This window comes from Pseudomonas sp. S2_H10 (assembly GCF_054668285.1).
Map to the genome: position 1 here is coordinate 3,183,308 of NZ_CP162754.1, position 18,486 is coordinate 3,201,793.

Here is an 18,486-nt window from a genome sequence, read left to right on the forward strand (position 1 = left end):
TGGGGCCAGCATATGCCTGAGGGCCGGGATGACCGGGTGCAAAAACGACAGGGGGTTTGCCGAAAGCGTCAATCCGCGACAAAGGGTCGTCGCCAGGCACAATCGCCGACCTGTTCAAGGCCCTCGGCTTGGGCCAGAATTCGCCGCATCACTGGAATAGAGCGGCGACCCGAATGAAATCCATCCTTCTGGCTTTGGCACTGATTGCGACCGGCGTACACGCTGCAGAGGAGGCCGACGACAACCCGTGCGACAAAGTCGAAAACGACGTCCAGACCCTCGAATGCTCGGTCTTCAGCAAAACCAGCGCCGAAGACCTGCTCAAGGAAAACCTCCAGGGCCTGAACGACCGCATGCAGTCGCAATACGGCAAAAACCCGTCGCAACTGGCCGACATCACCGCCAAGCTCAAGGCCGCCCAACAGCAGTGGCTCAAGACCCGCGACGCCGACTGCGCCGTCGAAGCCTTCCCGGCCACCAGTGGCAGCAAGGCGTTCACCATTGCGCAGAATGATTGCGTGGCGCGGATGAGTGATGAACGGTCGGAGTTTTTGGAGTCGATTGGGCAGGAGTAATCCTGAATATTCCGATGAAAGCTGGAACTGCATCCAGCTTTCAACAGCACTTTCCCTTCTTCCTACAACACGTTCTGACCTCACCTACACGTATTGCCTGGAAGCCCCAATCTGTGGGCTTTTCACGCAACATGCTGACAACTGTTGTTGATTGTTCACCTGAAAAATATAAGCAAAGATTCGCAAATCTTATAAAAGACTTATATTCTTCCATGAATAGCATCCACTGGACTCGAAAGGCCGTTAAGCAACTCCTGAAATTGCATTGCGTTCATCAGGGCCAGGTGCGTGATGCCATCACGGCGCTTTCGGGCATGCCCGATGTGGGCAATGTCAAAGCCCTGGTCGGTCATGGCTATGCTTATCGGCTGCGTGTCGGTAATTACCGGGTCATGTTTGATTGGGATGGCGCGATCAAAGTGGTCAGTATTCAAGAGGTCAAAAAACGCGATGAACGCACCTACTGACATTCAAATCATCAACGACGCCGAAGGCAATCCAGCCTTCGTGGTCATTCCCTATGCACAATATGTGGCACAGAAAATCGAGCCCGACTTGATCCCCCATGAGGTGGTAAGCCGTATCGTCGATGGCGCTACCCCTATCCGTGCCTGGCGCGAACACCTGAACCTTACTCAGGATGAAGTGGCCAAACGCATGGGTATATCCCAGCCGGCATTTGCCCAACAGGAAACAGTCGCCAAGCCTCGCAAGGCCACCCGCGAAAAGATCGCCGCGGCGTTTGGCATCACCGCCACTCAACTCGAGCTGTAAGCTGCATGCCTTCAGCCATTAAAGGATCCAACATGAAAGTCTGCGGCATCGAAATCAAAGGCAGCGAAGCGATCATCGCCGTGGCCACGCTGGACGGTCAGGCGTTGAGCCATTTCACGCTCGCCACCAAGAAAATCGCCCTGGACGATGACGACGAAGCCGCCAACGTCAAAGTGTTTGCCGCTCAGGTCGCTTCGTTCGTCCGTGAGAACTCCATCGACCGCATCGCGATCAAGAAACGCAGCAAGAAGGGCGAGTTCGCGGGCGGGCCGACCACGTTCAAGATCGAAGGGGTTTTCCAGTTGCTGGAGAATTGCGAGGTGACGCTGTTGTCGCCGCAGACCATCAACGCCCAGGCCAAGAAACATAATTTCGAGCTGCCGGGGACGCTGAACAAGTATCAGCATGAGGCATTCAAGGCAGCGTGCTCGGCCTTGATGAAGAAGTAAGCAAATTCAAAAAGATTCAACCGGCGCCAGATCCACACTGGCGCCCTCTTGCACTGTAGCCAGCCCCCCTTAAACAGACATAAACCTGTCATTTGTGAGAGTTAACAGGCTAAAAGCCGAGCGCATACATTGGACCTTTCCATTAGCGCTCAATGATCACATGGCCGACTTCCAGCAGACCAACATTCACGATGCCACCCCAACCCTGATGGCACAGGACCCGCGCGGCCAGTCGATTCGTAGCGTGGCCTATTACCGTGCCCACTTGGAACAAACGCCTGAACCGCGAATCAATCGCCAGATTTACAACCCGAACGGGCACTTGAGCGCTGGGTGGGACCCACGTCTATGGGCAATGCAAGGCCAGCCTAATCTGACCATGGTGTACGCCCTCTCCGGCGAGCCATTACTGAGCAGCAGTGTTGATGCCGGCTGGAAAGCAAGACTGCCGGGAGCCAGGGGCGAGCTTCGATTGGAGTGGGATGGTCGACAACATCAACGTCAGATCGAATACGACAACCTGTTACGCCCGATTGCCATCTCAGAGCAAGCTGTCAATGCGGCCTCTGTCGCGACCGAGCGAATGGTTTATGCCGATGGCCGCGCCGAGTACAGTTCACATAATCAGTGTGGACGCCTGATTCGCCACGATGACACGGCAGGCTGCCTGCATCTTGATGAATACAACCTTTCGGGCACCCGGTTAAGCGAATCCCGGCAGTTCATGAACGAGCTGTCAGTTGCCAATTGGCCAGAGCGCCTGACTGACCGCGACAGCAAACTCGAAGCCGAAAGTGAAACCTCCCACTGGCGCTTCAACGCCCTGGGTAGCCTGGTGACCCAGACCGACGCACGGGGAAACCAAAGACTATCGGGCTACGACGTCGCGGGCCAGCTCACACAACTAACTCTTAAACGTGAGCATCTGCCGGACAAAACGCTACTGCGTAACAGGTACTACAGCGTCAGTGGTCAGATAGAGCACGAAACGGCCGGTAATGGGGTTACGACAACTCGCCGTTATGACACCCAAAGCGATCACCTGGTGCAACTCACCTCGAGTCGCTGCGACCATATTCTCCAGAACCTTGCCTACACCTACGATCCTGTTGGCAATATCACCCGGATCCGGGACTTGGCCACCGCTACACGTTACTTCAGGAACCAGCGTACTGACCCCGCCAACCACTATCGATATGACACGCTTTCTCAATTGATCGAGGCAAGCGGTCGAGAGTCCGTAACCGCTGGCCTGGGCCCGGTGTTGCGTGCATCGCAATCGACCGTGACAAGTACCTACAAACAGACATTTTCATATGATCGAGCAGGGAATCTGCACACCCTCGTCCATGAAGGGCTTCGAGGCTACACCCGCAAGATGGTGACTGAGCTTTCAAGTAACCGAAGCCTGCCTGAACCGCAGGCAGGCGAGCCGGACTTCATCAACAGCTTCGACAGCAACGGCAACTTGCTGATCCTGTCCCCTGGCGCACAGGCCATGCGCTGGGACAGTCGCAACCAACTCAGCGAAGTCATTCACGTCATCAGGCACGATGAACACAATGATGATGAACTTTATCGCTACGACGGCCACGGTCAGCGACTACGCAAGGTACTCCGGTGCAAGACCAAATCTGCAAGATTGACCAGCGAAGTGCGTTATCTGCCAGGGCTTGAGGTCCATTACACCGGTAACGACGAAGTGCGCCACGTCATTACGGTTGATTCAGGCAACTGCAATGCGCGGGCATTGCATTGGCAAAAAACACCTCCCGATAACATTGCCAATGACCAGATCCGTTACAGCCTCGGCGATCACCTCGGTTCCTGCGCGCTGGAACTGGACGAGGATGCCGCGCTGATAAGCCAGGAGGGTTACTACGCCTTTGGCGGCACCGCCTGGTGGCTCGCTCGAAGTGACGCCGAGGCCAGTTACAAGTCCATCAGGTACTCCGGCAAGGAACGGGATGCCACCGGGCTTTATTATTACGGGCTTCGTTACTACGCACCCTGGCTACAGCGCTGGATCAACCCGGATCCGGCGGGAGACATTGACGGGTTTAACCGCTACCGGATGGTTCAGAACAATCCACTGCGCTTCAAGGACAGCCAGGGCCTTGCGCCTGTTGAGCCCGCCAATGAGTTCGAAAGGAAAATGCTCGCCGCCGGGCAGGCGATACTTTATCGGCGTGCCAACGAGTTGCCCGAGGACCAGCGACGCGAATTCCAGAACGACTTCTCAGCCATGATCGACTTTACAAAAAATGCGATTTCAGCGCTCACCGGCCCAGATCTGACACCTTCGACGCAAGAAAAATTAAAAAATATATTCGGCCCCAGCATGGATGGGGAACACCTGAACATCGCTGCAAACGCAGCCAGAAAAAAACTCAAGAAAGTCCTTCGTGGTGCGTTAAAGGATCAAGCTAAGGGTGATCGCTTTATCTTTACCGAGAACAACCCGTTAAAGCCGGGACAACGGGCGCATCGAGAAAAATCCACGTCTGAAGGCGTGAATGCCATCTACTTGAACCTCAAGGGTCGCCAACAATCACCGCCGCGTAATGCCGCGATAATGTTTCACGAACTCAGCCATGTTCACGCGAAGACAAAAGACTTCTGGTATTTGTTTGCCGACTCATCACAGGGTGATACAGCAGAGGAGATAGACGCCAATATCAATGCGGCACTTGGAAAATCTCTATTGATTGCTACAGCCGGGCCCGACATATCAAAAGTCAAAACAAAGAACAAACCCGCATTCAGAAAGCACATCGTCCGTGCACAAAAAGAACATGGTTCGCCAGTCAGTCAGGCGTGGAATGCGCAAATAGCAATTACCACACACAATGCTGACAGTTTAAGCGCTCTGGTCCTCCAGTTCCGGCCCCGAGCCGCTCACTAACTGACAGGTGCCTTTATGGGAGGCGGTTGCGGTAGATCGATGCGCTCTTGAGCGCCACCACCGCGCCGATCCTCCCGCGGACACCGCTCATACTTCGCCCGATAACTGCGGGTGAAGTACGACGGCGATTCAAACCCGCAGGCAATGCTCACTTCCAGCACGCTCATGTCTGTTTGCCGCAGTAACTGCCGGGCCTTTTCCAGCCTTAGGCGCAGGTAGAAATTGCTCGGCGTGTCGTTCAGGTGCAACCGAAACAACCGCTCCAGCTGCCGCCGCGTCACTTTGATCGATTCCGCCAGCTCCAGCGTGCTCAGAGGCGGTTCGCTGTGCTGCTCCATCTCGCCAATCACATGCACCAGCTTCTTGTTGCTGATGCCATAACGCGTAGCGACCTCCATGCGTTGGTGGTCTTTGCGCGGACGGATGCGGCCGAGTACGAACTGTTCGCTGACCTGGATCGCCAGTTCCGGGCCGTGGGCCTGGGCGATCAGATCCAGCATTAAATCGATGGAGGCAGTACCGCCGGCGGAGGTGATGCGCCGACGGTCGATCTCGAACAGCTCCTGGGTGACGCTGAGCTGTGGATAGGACTCCTTGAAGGCGTCGATGGCTTCCCAGTGCAGGGTCAGGCGATGGCCGTCGAGCAGACCCGCCTCGGCGAGGATGAAGCTGCCGGTGTCGATGGCACCGAGGGTGACGCCTTCGTTGTCCAGTCGGCGCAACCAGTGCTCCAGCGCCGGGGTGGCGAACTTCAGCGGCTCGAAGCCGGCGACCACCAGCAGCGTCGCGCCTTTTTTCAGTGGCTCAAGCGCCGCATCGGCGTTGACCGACATGCCGTTGCTGGCCAGTACCGCCCCGCCATCGGCGCTCAGCACATGCCAGCGATAGAGCTCGCCGCGAAAGCGATTGGCGACCCGCAATGGCTCGATGGCCGAGATAAATCCGATGGCCGAGAAACCCGGCATCAACAAGAAGTAGAAATCCTGGGACATGGAGCGCACTCGATGGCTGGTAGCGAGAGGGCGGGTAGCGTGAGCACGTTGATACGCCACTTGCGAGCGGCATTCAAGAGCACAGGTCGCTGCAGTGCAAGAGCTGGTCGCCGCAGTGCGCTTTCATCGGTACGTTGCTGCGTAACTTGGCATCACCGGCGCATCAGACACCGGAACTCACAATAAACGAACTGCCGAGGAAACCTGAGATGAAACGACTGATTAGCAGCTGTGTTCTTGCACTCAGCGGTACCGCTTTCCTGAGCGCCAGTGTCATGGCTGCCGAACCTGCGTCGTGCCAGAACGTGCGCATGGGTGTAGTGAACTGGACCGACGTGATCGCCACCAGCGCCATGACCCAGGTATTGCTCGACGGCCTCGGCTACAGCACCAAACAAACCAGCGCCTCCCAGCAAATCATCTTCGCCGGGATCCGCGACCAGCGTCTGGACCTGTTCCTCGGTTACTGGAACCCGCTGATGACCCAGACCATCACCCCCTTCGTCGATGCCAAACAGGTCAAGGTGCTTGACGCGCCAAGCCTGCAGGACGCCCGCGCGACTCTCGCCGTGCCGACCTACCTCGCCGACAAGGGCCTGAAAACCTTCGCCGACATCGCCAAATTCGAAAAAGAACTGGGCGGCAAGATCTACGGCATCGAGCCTGGCTCGGGCGCCAACACCCAGATCAAGGCGATGATCTCCAAGAACCAGTTCGGCCTCGGCAAGTTCCAGCTGGTCGAGTCCAGCGAAGCCGGCATGCTCGCCGCGGTGGATCGCGCCGTGCGTCGCAACGAAGCCGTGGTGTTCTTCGGCTGGGCGCCGCACCCGATGAACGTCAACGTGAAGATGACCTACCTCACCGGCAGTGAAAACGCCCTGGGGCCAGACGAAGGCAAGGCCACGGTATGGACCGTCACCTCGCCGACATACGCCCAGCAATGCCCGAACATCGGTCGCCTGCTGACCAACCTGACGTTCACCGCCGAAGACGAGAGCCGGATGATGCAGCCGCTGCTGGATCACAAGGACGCTTTCGAGTCGGCCAAACAATGGATCAAGGATCACCCGCAGGACAAAAAGCGCTGGCTTGAAGGCGTCACCACCTTCGATGGCAAACCGGCCGCTGAAAACCTGCAACTGACCAGTAAATAAACCCGATTGCATCACCGATTCGCAGCCCGCACGGGCTGCGAACGGGACCACCACGCCTGGCCAAAACCAAAAACTCGCCTGTAAGGAACCGCCCAAATGAACCACGACGTCATCATCACCTGCGCACTCACCGGTGCTGGCGACACGACCGCCAGAAGCCCACACGTGCCGGTCACCCCGAAACAGATCGCGGCTGCCGCCGTTGAAGCTGCCAAGGCCGGCGCCACCGTGGTTCACTGCCATGTGCGCGACCCGCAAACCGGTAAGTTCAGCCGTGACGTGGCGCTGTACCGCGAAGTGATGGAGCGCATCCGCGAGGCGGACGTGGACATCATCGTCAACCTCACCGCCGGCATGGGCGGCGACCTGGAAATCGGCGCCGGCGAGAACCCGATGGAATTCGGCCCGAACACCGACCTGGTCGGTCCGCTGACCCGCCTGGCCCACGTCGAAGAATTGCTGCCGGAAATCTGCACCCTCGACTGCGGCACCCTGAACTTCGGTGACGGCGACACCATTTACGTCTCCACCCCGGCGCAGCTGCGCGCTGGCGCCAAACGCATCCAAGAGCTGGGCGTGAAAGCCGAGCTGGAAATCTTCGACACCGGTCACCTCTGGTTCGCCAAGCAGATGATCAAGGAAGGTCTGCTCGACAACCCGCTGTTCCAGCTGTGCCTGGGCATCCCGTGGGGCGCGCCGGCGGACACCACCACCATGAAAGCCATGGTCGACAACCTGCCGGCCGACGCGGTCTGGGCCGGGTTCGGTATCGGTCGCATGCAGATGCCGATGGCAGCGCAAGCGGTGTTGCTCGGCGGCAACGTGCGGGTCGGGCTGGAAGACAACCTGTGGCTGGACAAGGGCGTGCTGGCGACCAACGGCCAACTGGTCGAACGCGCCGGCGAAATCCTCAGCCGCCTCGGTGCCCGCGTCCTGACCCCGGCTGAAGGCCGGGCAAAAATGGGCCTGACCAAGCGCGGTTAATCCTCCCAAAACAACCCTGTAGGAGCCGGCTTGCTGGCGATGAGGCCGGTACATCCGCCACATTTTCTGTGACCGGAATATCGCCTTCGCCAGCAAGCCGGCTCCTACAACGATCACCGAACTCTTCAGGAAGTGACCATGAGCTTTATCACCGAAATCAAAACCTTCGCAGCGTTGGGCAGCGGTGTCATCGGCAGTGGCTGGGTGTCCCGCGCCCTCGCCCATGGCCTGGATGTAGTGGCCTGGGACCCGGCGCCCGGCGCCGAAGCCGCCCTGCGCAAGCGCGTCGCCAATGCCTGGGGCGCACTGGAGAAACAAGGCCTGGCACCCGGCGCATCGCAGGATCGCCTGCGTTTTGTCGCGACCATCGAGGAGTGCGTGCGCGACGCCGATTTCATCCAGGAAAGCGCCCCGGAGCGCCTGGAGCTGAAGCTGGACCTGCACAGCAAAATCAGCGCGGCGGCCAAACCCGATGCCTTGATTGGCTCCAGTACCTCCGGCCTGTTGCCAAGCGAGTTCTACGAGAGTGCCACGCACCCGGAACGCTGCGTGGTCGGTCACCCGTTCAACCCGGTTTACCTGCTGCCGCTGGTGGAAGTGGTCGGTGGCAAGAACACCGCCCCTGAAGCCGTGCAAGCGGCGATGAAAGTCTACGAATCCCTCGGCATGCGCCCGCTGCACGTACGCAAGGAAGTACCGGGTTTCATCGCCGACCGTCTGCTCGAAGCGCTGTGGCGCGAGGCGCTGCACCTGGTCAACGACGGCGTGGCGACCACCGGTGAAATCGACGATGCGATCCGCTTTGGCGCGGGCTTGCGCTGGTCGTTCATGGGTACGTTCCTGACCTACACCCTGGCGGGTGGTGATGCCGGTATGCGTCACTTCATGGCACAGTTTGGTCCGGCGCTGCAATTGCCGTGGACCTACCTGCCGGCGCCGGAGTTGACCGACAAGCTGATCGACGACGTGGTCGACGGCACCAGCGATCAACTGGGCAAACACAGCATTTCGGCGCTGGAGCGCTATCGTGATGACTGCCTGCTGGCGGTGCTGGAGGCGGTGAAGACCACCAAAGAGAAACACGGGATGGCTTTCGCCGAATAACTCATACCCCTTGCAGGAGCTGGCTTGCCAGCGATGAGGCCGGTACATCCACCGCCTCTGCGGCGCTGCAAACATCGCAATCGCCAGCAAGCCGGCTCCTACAGGTATTCATGACTTCAGGATTTGATGACATGCCCACCCTCACCACCTACCAAACCACCATCATCCCCGACTGGGTCGACTACAACGGCCACCTGCGCGACGCCTTCTACCTGCTCATTTTCAGCTACGCCACCGACGCGCTGATGGATCGCCTGGGCCTGGACAGCAACAGCCGCGAAGCCAGCGGCAACTCGCTGTTCACCCTCGAACTGCACCTGAACTACCTGCACGAAGTGAAGCTCGACGCCCAGGTCGAGGTGCACACCCAGATCATTGCCCACGACAACAAGCGCGTGCACCTCTATCACAGCCTGCATCTGGTCGGTGATGACAAGGAGCTCGCCGGCAATGAGCAGATGCTGCTACACGTGGACCTCGCCGGGCCGCGTTCGGCGCCGTTCAGCGAACTGTCCCTGACCCGGCTGCAAACCATCGTCGCCGACCAGGCAGACCTGCCAAGCCCCGAGTACATTGGCCGAGTGATCGCATTACCGACAAAAAAATAACAAGGAGATCGCCATGAACACTGCCGCTGCTTTTGCCGACTTTCGTACCTATCCGTTAATCAGCGCGCTGACTGGCGTGCAGACTCTGGCGGACCGTGTTCTGGTGAAGTGGGCCGACGATCGCGTCAGCCCTTTCCACCATCAATGGCTGCGGGACAATTGCCCGTGCCCGCAGTGCGTCTACACCGTGACCCGCGAACAAGTCCTGGAAATCGTCGATGTGGCTCAGGATCTGATGCCTCACGCCGTACACATCGACACTGAAGGCTGCCTGTCGGTGGATTGGCAGGATGGCCACGCCAGCCGCTTCGATCCCGGCTGGCTGCGCGCCCATGCGTATGACGACGAATCCCGTGCCGAACGTCAGGCACGCAAGCCAAAAGCCAGGCTTTGGCACAGTGACTTGCCGTTGCCGGTGTTCGAGTATCAGGCGCTGATGTCGGATAACGACGCGCTGTTGCAATGGCTGCTGGCGGTACGCGATGTCGGGCTGACCCAGGTCCGCGGCGTGCCCACCGAGCCTGGCTCGCTGAAGCTGATCGCGCAGCGTATTTCCTTCATCCGCGAGAGCAATTTCGGCGTGCTGTTCAACGTGCAATCCAAGGCAGACGCCGACAGCAACGCCTACACCGCTTTCAACCTGCCGCTGCACAGCGATTTGCCGACCCGGGAATTGCAACCGGGGCTGCAATTCCTGCATTGCCTGGTCAATGACGCCGAAGGAGGCGAGAGCATTTTTGTCGACGGTTTTGCCATTGCCGACGCCTTGCGCCGGGAAGACCCCGAGTCCTTCAAAGCCTCTGCGAAATTCCCGTGGAATTTCGCAACAAGGACCGTCACAGCGACTACCGCTGTCTCGCGCCCATCATTGCCCTGGATGCGTTGGGGCAGGTATCGGAAATCCGCATGGCGAACTTTTTGCGCGGGCCGTTCGATGCCTCGGTGGAGCAGATGCCCAGGCTGTACCAGGCCTACCGGCGCCTTATCGCGATGACCCGCGAACCTCGCTTCAGGTTGATGCAGCGGCTCAATCCCGGTGAGCTGTGGTGCTTCGACAACCGCCGCACCCTGCACGCCCGCAACGCGTTCGATCCTGCCACCGGCGCCCGTCATTTCCAGGGCTGCTATGTCGACCGGGATGAGTTGCTGTCGCGCATTCTCGTGCTGCAACGCTAGACCGCGTCATCGTTCATCGCAGGCAAGTCGGATCGCCGCACCGCAGCTCCCACAGGTTTGGCGTCGTTCGCCAAATCTGTGGTAACCCCCGATCCTGTGGGAGCGTGGCTTGCCCGCGATGGCGCCAGTCCAGACACCTCAAATATCCCTGACTCACAGACAAAAAAAGCCCCGATCAAGCCGTGACAGGATCGAGGCAGAGGGTACTGCTGAGGAGCTGCCATGCGAGGGTGACCAAACCTTCGTGAAGCGAGCTGAGTCCAGTGTGCTCCCTCCTCTGGCCGGCAAGATGCCCGAAAACGACCTGTTCATAGCCAATGCTGCCATTGCGACAAATCGCCCTTGCCGACACTCGGCACCCCTACCAGAATCGAACCACGACTCCGTTCCCTGAAGAAGGATTGCGTCATGATGCACGCCGATTTGATAGACCAGGAAGACCTGTTGGGCCATCTAAAGTCGTTGGGGTTTCAAGTGCCGAGCGGCGCCACGGCCGAGCAGGCTTGCGAGTGCGCGGTCCGAGGCTTGAACAATGAACGGGCGATAGTGCTGCGCACCATGGTCAAGCAGATGTACACCAGCAGCGCGACCATCCTGCCGGCAGTGCGCCAGGCGATCGACAAGCAGTTGTTGCCGGCTCTGGCGGAGTATCAGCAAAGCCACCGCACCTGAGGACTTGAGGGTTTGCTAGAGTGCCAGTCTTCCTGACCACCATGAGCAAACCCTGATGTTGCGAATCCAACGCTGCCAGTCCAGCGAACAAGCGGGCTGGCTGCCTTTGCGCCAGGCACTCTGGCCGCATGCTTCGGAACAGGAGCATCGGGACGAAATCGGCCAACAGCTGAGCGAACCACAACGCTATATTAACTTCGTTGCTTACGACAGTCGGCAGCAACCAGTTGGATTGGCCGAAGCCTCATTGCGCCGTGACTATGTAAATGGTACCGACAACTCTCCTGTAGTGTTTCTGGAGGGTATCTACGTGGTGCCAGAGCAGCGCCGCCAAGGCGTGGCCGCACAATTGATAGAGTTTGTAGCGCAATGGGGGCGAGAACAGGGCTGTGTGCAAATGGCCTCCGACACCGCCCTCGACAATCTGGTGAGCCAGGAGACACACACAGCGCTCGGCTTCGAAGAAACCGAGCGCGTCGTGTTTTTCAAGCGCCAGCTCTGACTAGAGCCTTACGCTGGCAAACGTCGACTCATTACGCGCCTGGCTCAACGCCGACAACGGCCCGGACAACGGCGACAGCACCAGCGCTTGCGGCAGCGGCATCATCGCTACCTGCTGGGTAGTGTTGGAACCTACGCGCTCGTCACGTGGCGGAATGCCGAAGTACTCGCGGTAGCACTTGGAGAAGTGCGGTGTGGACACGAAACCGCACACCGACGCCACTTCGATGATCGACATCGGCGTTTGCTTGAGCAGCTGACGCGCGCGGATCAGGCGCAGCTTGAGGTAGTAACGCGACGGCGAACAGTGCAGGTACTTCTGGAACAGGCGCTCGAGCTGACGACGGGACACCGCGACATACACCGCCAGTTCGTCCAGGTCGATCGGCTCTTCGAGGTTGGCTTCCATCAACGCGACGATTTCCTGCAACTTCGGCTGGTTGGTGCCGAGCATGTGCTTGAGCGGCACACGCTGGTGATCCTGCTCGTTGCGGATGCGCTCGTAGACGAACATTTCCGAAATGGCTGCCGACAGCTCACGGCCGTGATCGCGGCTGATCAGGTGCAGCATCATGTCCAGTGGCGCGGTGCCGCCGGAGCTGGTGAAACGGTTACGGTCGAGGGTGAACAGGCGGGTGCTCATCGCTACACGCGGGAAAGCTTCCTGCATCGCCGCCAGGCATTCCCAGTGCACGCTGCAATCAAATCCGTCGAGCAGGCCGGCGCAGGCCAGGGCCCAGCTGCCGGTGCACACCGCGCCGAGGCGACGGGACTGGCGGGCCTGGCTTTGCAGCCAGGACACGTGTTCGCGGGTAACCGTGCGCTGGATGCCGATGCCGCCGCAGACGATGACGGTGTCCATTGGCGGGGCTTTGTGCATGGAGGCGTCGGGGGTGATCTGCAGGCCGTCACTGGCCCAGACCTGGCCGCCGTCGACGGTGAGGGTGGTCCAGCGATACAGCTCGCGACCGGACAACTGGTTGGCCATGCGCAGGGGTTCCACTGCGGAGGCCAGAGAAATCAGCGTGAAATTGTCCAGCAGCAGAAAGCCGATGGATTGAGGCGCACGGTTCTGGGGTTGGGCCCCGGAGTTGAACGTCGTCATCGCGGTATCTCCTCACACAAAGCGGGTGATGGCCTCAGGCGGAGGCTCTTTTTATTGCCATCGTTCTCGCGTGGGAGACGGGCTTTGTAATGACAGAGCAATTGCCATGCCTATTTTTGAATGTGCGTTCAATAACTCCTGAAAACGACGTCGGAATGTGTCTATATATGACACGCAGCGAGTGGGGATTTAAATGGCCATCAGGGCTGGCAAGCGCCTCGTCCCACATGCTGTGAGCAATTCGGTAGCACTTGTGGGAACAGGGCTGCGAGCCGCTGTGAAAGAGTGTCACCGCAGGCACGGGTGACGGGCGGTCGAGGGCTTGAAAGTCGCCGACGACTGGCAAGACGATTTATCTGAGAGCGACGCGCCAAAAGGTGGCGCGTTTTCGAACTGGTGTTCACTTAGCGCGCAGTTTTGATTGGTCTGGCGCTATCGCGAGCAAGCTCGCTCCCACAGGGATCGAGGCGAACACAATTTTGTGACCGACGCAAAACCTGTGGGAGCGAGCTTGCTCGCGATGGAGTCGACGCGGTCTCAGCACTCCACCGCGCTGACCGCCAACCCACCCCGCGATGTCTCCTTGTATTTGTCATGCATATCGGCACCGGTATCGCGCATGGTGCGGATCACCCGATCCAGCGAAATGAAGTGCTGACCATCACCGCGCAAAGCCATCTGCGCCGCATTGATCGCCTTCACCGCAGCAATCGCGTTGCGCTCGATGCACGGCACCTGGACCAGTCCACCCACCGGGTCGCAAGTCAGGCCGAGGTTATGCTCCAGGCCGATTTCCGCCGCGTTGCACAACTGCTCTGGTGTGGCGCCAAGGATTTCCGCCAGTCCGGCTGCCGCCATGGCGCAGGCCGAACCGACTTCGCCCTGGCAACCGACTTCGGCACCGGAGATCGAGGCGTTCTTCTTGCACAGGATTCCTACTGCTGCCGCACTGAGGAAGTAGTCGACGACATTGGCGTCTGTCACCGCTTCGCTGAATTTCATGAAGTAATGCAACACCGCCGGAATGATCCCTGCCGCACCGTTGGTCGGTGCCGTGACCATGCGCCCGCCGGCCGCGTTTTCCTCGTTGACCGCCAGGGCGAACAGATTTACCCATTCCATGGCGCTCAAGGTCGAGCCGATCACGTTGGGTTTGTTCAGTTCCTGCAAGCTGCGGTGCAGCTTGGCCGCACGCCGGCGCACGTTCAGGCCGCCGGGCAGGATGCCTTCGTGCTTGAGGCCTTGTTCAACGCAATCCTGCATGGCGCGCCAGAGCTTCATCAGGCCGCTGCGAATTTCATCCTCGCTGCGCCAGACTTTCTCGTTGGCCATCATTAATTCAGCAACGCGCAGGTTGTGCTTTTTACACAGTTCCAGCAGCTCGGCCGCACTGGAAAAGTCATAAGGCAACACAGTGCGGTCGAGGTCGACGACACCGCTGGAAGCCTGAGCCTCATCGACGACAAAACCGCCGCCGACCGAATAGTAGGTGTCGCGATACAACTCGCCATCATCACCTTCGACAATCAGGGTCATGGCGTTGGGATGGAATGGCAAGTTCTCGTCAATCAGGCGCATGTCCCGGACCCAGATGAAGGGCACCGGCAAGCGGCCGTCGAGCAGCAGCGTATCGGTCTCGCGCAGGGTGGCGATACGGATGCCGATTTGCGACGGATCGATCGCATCCGGCCACTCGCCCATCAGCCCCATGATCACCGCGTTGTCGCTGCCGTGACCGATGCCGGTGGCCGACAACGAGCCGAACAGCTGGACTTCGACACGCCGAACCTGCTCAAGCAACCCGCGCTCGCGCAGGCCCTGCACAAACAGCGCTGCCGCCCGCATGGGCCCCACGGTGTGCGAACTGGAAGGGCCGATGCCGATTTTGAACAGGTCGAAAACACTGATAGCCATTACTGCCGAACTCCTCGATGGGCCCACTGCGCACGCAAAAGCGCACGGTGACGGAGCTGCTACGCTCAAGCTGCAATCCGCCGGGATGACCGCATCATCAAGCTTTTATCCAGTTGTTCGACGTCTCTAACCGACGCACTCATGCCCACCAACGCCGCGTGTCTTTTACGCAGTGTTTTCGCCGTTTTTTTGCGGCTCAGAGAAGGAAAAGGGGCTGAAAAAATCTGTAAACGACGTCACCGACACTGGATGCGACCATCCCTGTACTGGATACGACGCACCCTGTAGGCGTCAGATTTTCACTGGTACATGATCATATCGACTCGATTGCAAGGCGCCGTGGTAGAGCTGTCTCCAGAACGCCATCCAACCGCAACCTATAAGTGCGGTGGTCCAGTCGGAACACTGCCAAAAAAAACACCAAGGAGTCCATCCATGAAAGGTTCCCCGTCGTTGTTGTTGGCCGCCATGCTTAGTCTGCCGGTTCTGGCGCAAGCCGCAGAACCGGCGCAGTGCAGTACCGTAAACTTCTCCGATGTTGGCTGGACCGACATCACCGCTACCACCGCGACAACCAGCGTCGTGCTCAACGCCCTCGGCTACAAGACCAAGACCACCATGATTTCCGTGCCCGTGACCTACAAGTCGCTGGCCGACGGCAAGAACATGGACGTGTTCCTGGGGAACTGGATGCCGACCATGGAAAACGACATCAAGGCTTACCGCGATGCCGGCACCGTGGAAACCGTGCGTACCAACCTCAAGGGCGCCAAGTACACCCTCGCCGTCCCTCAGGCGCTGTACGACAAGGGCCTGCATGACTTCGCCGACATCGCCAAATTCAAGAAAGAGCTCGATGGCAAGATCTACGGCATCGAGCCCGGCAACGACGGCAATCGCCTGATCCAGAGCATGATCGACAAGGATGCCTTCGGCCTGAAGACCGCCGGTTTCAAAGTCGTCGAATCCTCCGAAGCCGGCATGCTGTCGCAGGTCGACCGCGCGCAGAAACGCGACACCGCCGTGGTGTTCCTCGGCTGGGCGCCGCATCCGATGAACAAGCGTTTCAAGATTCAATACCTGACCGGTGGTGATGACTTCTTCGGCCCGGACTTCGGTGCCGCCACCGTGGCGACCAACACCCGCAAGGGTTACGCCCAGGAGTGCAGCAACGTTGGTCAGTTGCTGAAGAACCTGGAGTTCACCGTCGACATGGAAAGCGAACTGATGGGCAACATCCTGGACGACAAGATGAAGCCTGACGCGGCCGCCAAGGCCTGGCTGAAAAACAATCCACAGGTGCTCGATACCTGGCTCGCTGGCGTGACCACCATTGACGGTAAACCTGGCCTGGAGGCCGTGAAAGCCAAACTGCAGTAATCGCTTATGCCGGGCAGGCTCGCCTGCCCGGGCTGTTTATTTCCTTGCATGCGGACGTTCACTACCATGCTGATTGATCAGAAAATACCCCTAGGCCAGTACATCGCAGGCTTCGTTGAATGGTTGACGCAACACGGCGCCAACACCTTCGACGCCATCGCCGTGACACTGGAAACGATGATCCACGGCGTGACGTTTGCGCTGACCTGGTTCAACCCGCTGGCATTGATCGGCCTGATCGCACTACTGGCACACTTCATCCAACGCAAATGGGGCCTGACCGCCTTTGTCATTGCTTCCTTTCTGCTGATCCTCAATCTGGGGTACTGGCAGGAAACCATGGAAACCCTCGCCCAGGTGCTGTTCGCCACCCTGGTCTGCGTGGTCATCGGCGTGCCACTGGGCATCGTCGCGGCGCACAAGCCGATGTTCTACACTTTAATGCGTCCGGTACTCGATCTGATGCAGACCGTACCGACCTTCGTTTACCTCATTCCTACCCTGACCCTCTTCGGGCTGGGTGTGGTCCCGGGCCTGATCTCCACGGTGGTGTTCGCGATTGCCGCGCCCATCCGCCTGACCTACCTGGGTATCCGCGATGTTCCGGAAGAATTGATGGACGCCGGCAAGGCCTTTGGCTGCTCGCGCCGTCAGCTGCTCTCGCGAATCGAACTGCCCCACGCCATGCCAAGCATCGCGGCCGGCATCACCCAGTGCATCATGCTGTCTCTTTCGATGGTGGTGATCGCTGCACTGGTAGGCGCCGATGGCCTGGGCAAACCGGTGGTCAACGCACTGAACACTGCTGATATCGCCCTGGGCTTCGAAGCAGGCCTGGCGATCGTACTGCTGGCGATCATGCTCGACCGTATCTGCAAACAACCCGACGCCAAAGTAGGGGGTGATGCATGAGCATTATTCGCTTCGAAAACGTTGACGTTATTTTCTCCAAGGATCCACGCGAGGCGCTCAAGCTGCTGGATCAGGGAATGACGCGCAACGAAATCCTGAAAAAGACCGGGCAGATTGTCGGCGTTGAAAAAGCCAGCCTGGATGTTGAAAAAGGTGAGATCTGCGTACTGATGGGCCTGTCCGGCTCCGGCAAGTCCAGCCTGCTGCGTTGCATCAACGGCCTCAACACCGTCAGTCGCGGCAAGTTGTACGTCGAGCACGAAGGCAAGCAGATCGACATCGCGTCCTGCACTCCGGCAGAACTGAAAATGATGCGCACCAAGCGCATTGCGATGGTGTTCCAGAAGTTCGCCCTGATGCCCTGGCTGACCGTTCGCGAGAACATCAGCTTCGGCCTGGAGATGCAGGGTCGTCCCGAAAAGGAACGCCGCAAGCTGGTGGACGACAAGCTTGAGCTGGTGGGCCTGACCCAGTGGCGCAACAAGAAACCCAACGAGCTGTCCGGTGGCATGCAGCAACGTGTGGGCCTGGCCCGTGCGCTGGCGATGGACGCCGACATCCTGCTGATGGACGAACCGTTCTCGGCACTCGACCCGCTGATCCGCCAGGGTCTGCAAGACGAGCTGCTGGAACTGCAACGCAAGCTGAGCAAGACCATCGTGTTCGTCAGCCACGACCTCGACGAGGCCCTGAAACTGGGCAGCCGTATCGCGATCATGAAAGACGGCCGGATCATCCAGTACAGCAAGCCGGAAGAAATCGTCCTCAACCCTGCGGACGACTACGTGCGGACCTTCGTGGCCCACACCAACCCACTGAACGTACTGTGCGGCCGCAGCCTGATGCGCACCCTGGACAACTGCAAACGCATCAACGGTTCGGTGTGCCTCGATCCGGGCGGCGATTCGTGGCTGGACCTGGCTGAAGGCAACACCATCAAGGGCGCCCGTCAGAACGGTTCGACCCTGGACCTGCAGAACTGGGCACCGGGTCAGGCCGTTGAAGGGCTGGGTCGTCGACCAACACTGGTGGACTCGAACATCGGCATGCGCGACGCGCTGCAGATTCGTTATCAGACCGGCAACAAGCTGGTGCTGCACGACAACAACAAGGTGGTGGGGATTCTGGGCGACAGCGAGCTGTATCACGCACTGCTCGGCAAGAACCTGGGGTAAGGCAACAGACACAAAAACGCCGCGAGAGGATCGCGGCGTTTTTGTTTGAGCGCGTTATTTGTATCAACGCTATCTCTGTAGGAGCCGGCTTGCCGGCGATGGCGGT

Annotated in this window: 17 protein-coding genes and 1 pseudogene; 15 read left to right on the top strand and 3 right to left on the bottom strand. The window is 59.2% G+C overall.

Annotated elements, in window-relative coordinates:
- Window positions 1-173 precede the first annotated feature (173 nt).
- From AB4O16_RS14235 to AB4O16_RS14255, 5 genes are all read left to right on the top strand, one after another.
- Window positions 174-575 (top strand): lysozyme inhibitor LprI family protein, encoded by a 402-nt coding sequence (locus AB4O16_RS14235; RefSeq protein ID WP_160388476.1) that lies wholly within the window; start codon window positions 174-176, stop codon window positions 573-575.
- Window positions 576-787: 212 nt separating this feature from the next.
- Complete coding sequence (locus AB4O16_RS14240) at window positions 788-1,042, top strand: type II toxin-antitoxin system RelE family toxin (protein WP_150717626.1); 255 nt, start codon at window positions 788-790, stop codon at window positions 1,040-1,042.
- Window positions 1,026-1,349: a helix-turn-helix domain-containing protein gene (locus AB4O16_RS14245; RefSeq protein ID WP_007975501.1), complete on the top strand. Its 324-nt coding sequence runs from the start codon at window positions 1,026-1,028 to the stop codon at window positions 1,347-1,349. Before AB4O16_RS14240 ends, AB4O16_RS14245 begins: the two co-directional genes overlap by 17 nt.
- 32 nt (window positions 1,350-1,381) lie before the next feature.
- Window positions 1,382-1,798, top strand: coding sequence for a DUF3010 family protein (locus tag AB4O16_RS14250; RefSeq protein WP_160388477.1), 417 nt, complete (start codon window positions 1,382-1,384; stop codon window positions 1,796-1,798).
- 160 nt (window positions 1,799-1,958) lie between these two features.
- The gene (locus AB4O16_RS14255) at window positions 1,959-4,703 is read left to right on the top strand and encodes an RHS repeat domain-containing protein (RefSeq protein ID WP_460157957.1); all 2,745 of its coding nucleotides are present in this window, start codon (window positions 1,959-1,961) and stop codon (window positions 4,701-4,703) included.
- Here AB4O16_RS14255 and AB4O16_RS14260 read toward each other — a convergent pair.
- Entirely contained in the window at window positions 4,700-5,695 is a 996-nt protein-coding gene (locus AB4O16_RS14260; protein WP_460157958.1) for a GlxA family transcriptional regulator, read from the bottom strand. The genes AB4O16_RS14255 and AB4O16_RS14260 overlap by 4 nt on opposite strands.
- Before the next feature lie 209 nt (window positions 5,696-5,904).
- Between AB4O16_RS14260 and AB4O16_RS14265 the strand changes: the two genes are divergently transcribed.
- From AB4O16_RS14265 to aac(6'), 7 genes and pseudogenes are all read left to right on the top strand, one after another.
- Window positions 5,905-6,849 (top strand): choline ABC transporter substrate-binding protein, encoded by a 945-nt coding sequence (locus tag AB4O16_RS14265; RefSeq protein WP_460157959.1) that lies wholly within the window; start codon window positions 5,905-5,907, stop codon window positions 6,847-6,849.
- A gap of 96 nt (window positions 6,850-6,945) precedes the next feature.
- Entirely contained in the window at window positions 6,946-7,833 is an 888-nt protein-coding gene (locus AB4O16_RS14270; protein ID WP_160388481.1) for a beta-keto acid cleavage family enzyme, read from the top strand.
- Between the two features lie 138 nt (window positions 7,834-7,971).
- Entirely contained in the window at window positions 7,972-8,937 is a 966-nt protein-coding gene (locus AB4O16_RS14275; protein ID WP_460157960.1) for an L-carnitine dehydrogenase, read from the top strand.
- Window positions 8,938-9,068: 131 nt separating this feature from the next.
- Complete coding sequence (locus AB4O16_RS14280) at window positions 9,069-9,545, top strand: thioesterase family protein (RefSeq protein ID WP_460157961.1); 477 nt, start codon at window positions 9,069-9,071, stop codon at window positions 9,543-9,545.
- 13 nt (window positions 9,546-9,558) lie between these two features.
- Window positions 9,559-10,721, top strand: a pseudogene (locus tag AB4O16_RS14285) (gamma-butyrobetaine dioxygenase).
- Between the two features lie 408 nt (window positions 10,722-11,129).
- The gene (locus AB4O16_RS14290) at window positions 11,130-11,393 is read left to right on the top strand and encodes a hypothetical protein (protein WP_160388484.1); all 264 of its coding nucleotides are present in this window, start codon (window positions 11,130-11,132) and stop codon (window positions 11,391-11,393) included.
- 55 nt (window positions 11,394-11,448) lie between these two features.
- Complete coding sequence (gene aac(6') / locus AB4O16_RS14295; RefSeq protein ID WP_160388485.1) at window positions 11,449-11,895, top strand: aminoglycoside 6'-N-acetyltransferase; 447 nt, start codon at window positions 11,449-11,451, stop codon at window positions 11,893-11,895.
- Here aac(6') and gbdR read toward each other — a convergent pair whose 3' ends face one another.
- Window positions 11,896-12,999, bottom strand: coding sequence for a choline metabolism transcriptional regulator GbdR (gene gbdR, locus AB4O16_RS14300; protein ID WP_007975492.1), 1,104 nt, complete (start codon window positions 12,997-12,999; stop codon window positions 11,896-11,898).
- 537 nt (window positions 13,000-13,536) lie between these two features.
- Window positions 13,537-14,913 (bottom strand): L-serine ammonia-lyase, encoded by a 1,377-nt coding sequence (locus AB4O16_RS14305; RefSeq protein WP_460157962.1) that lies wholly within the window; start codon window positions 14,911-14,913, stop codon window positions 13,537-13,539.
- A gap of 435 nt (window positions 14,914-15,348) precedes the next feature.
- Here AB4O16_RS14305 and AB4O16_RS14310 point away from each other — a divergent pair, with 435 nt between their 5' ends.
- From AB4O16_RS14310 to choV, 3 genes are all read left to right on the top strand, one after another.
- Window positions 15,349-16,293: a choline ABC transporter substrate-binding protein gene (locus tag AB4O16_RS14310; RefSeq protein ID WP_160388487.1), complete on the top strand. Its 945-nt coding sequence runs from the start codon at window positions 15,349-15,351 to the stop codon at window positions 16,291-16,293.
- A 66-nt stretch (window positions 16,294-16,359) separates the two neighbouring features.
- Window positions 16,360-17,205 (top strand): choline ABC transporter permease subunit, encoded by an 846-nt coding sequence (gene choW / locus AB4O16_RS14315; protein WP_160388488.1) that lies wholly within the window; start codon window positions 16,360-16,362, stop codon window positions 17,203-17,205.
- On the top strand, window positions 17,202-18,380 hold the full coding sequence (choV, locus tag AB4O16_RS14320) for a choline ABC transporter ATP-binding protein (protein WP_460157963.1): 1,179 nt from the start codon (window positions 17,202-17,204) through the stop codon (window positions 18,378-18,380). The genes choW and choV overlap by 4 nt, the downstream gene beginning before the upstream one ends.
- The last annotated feature ends 106 nt before the right edge of the window (window positions 18,381-18,486 follow it).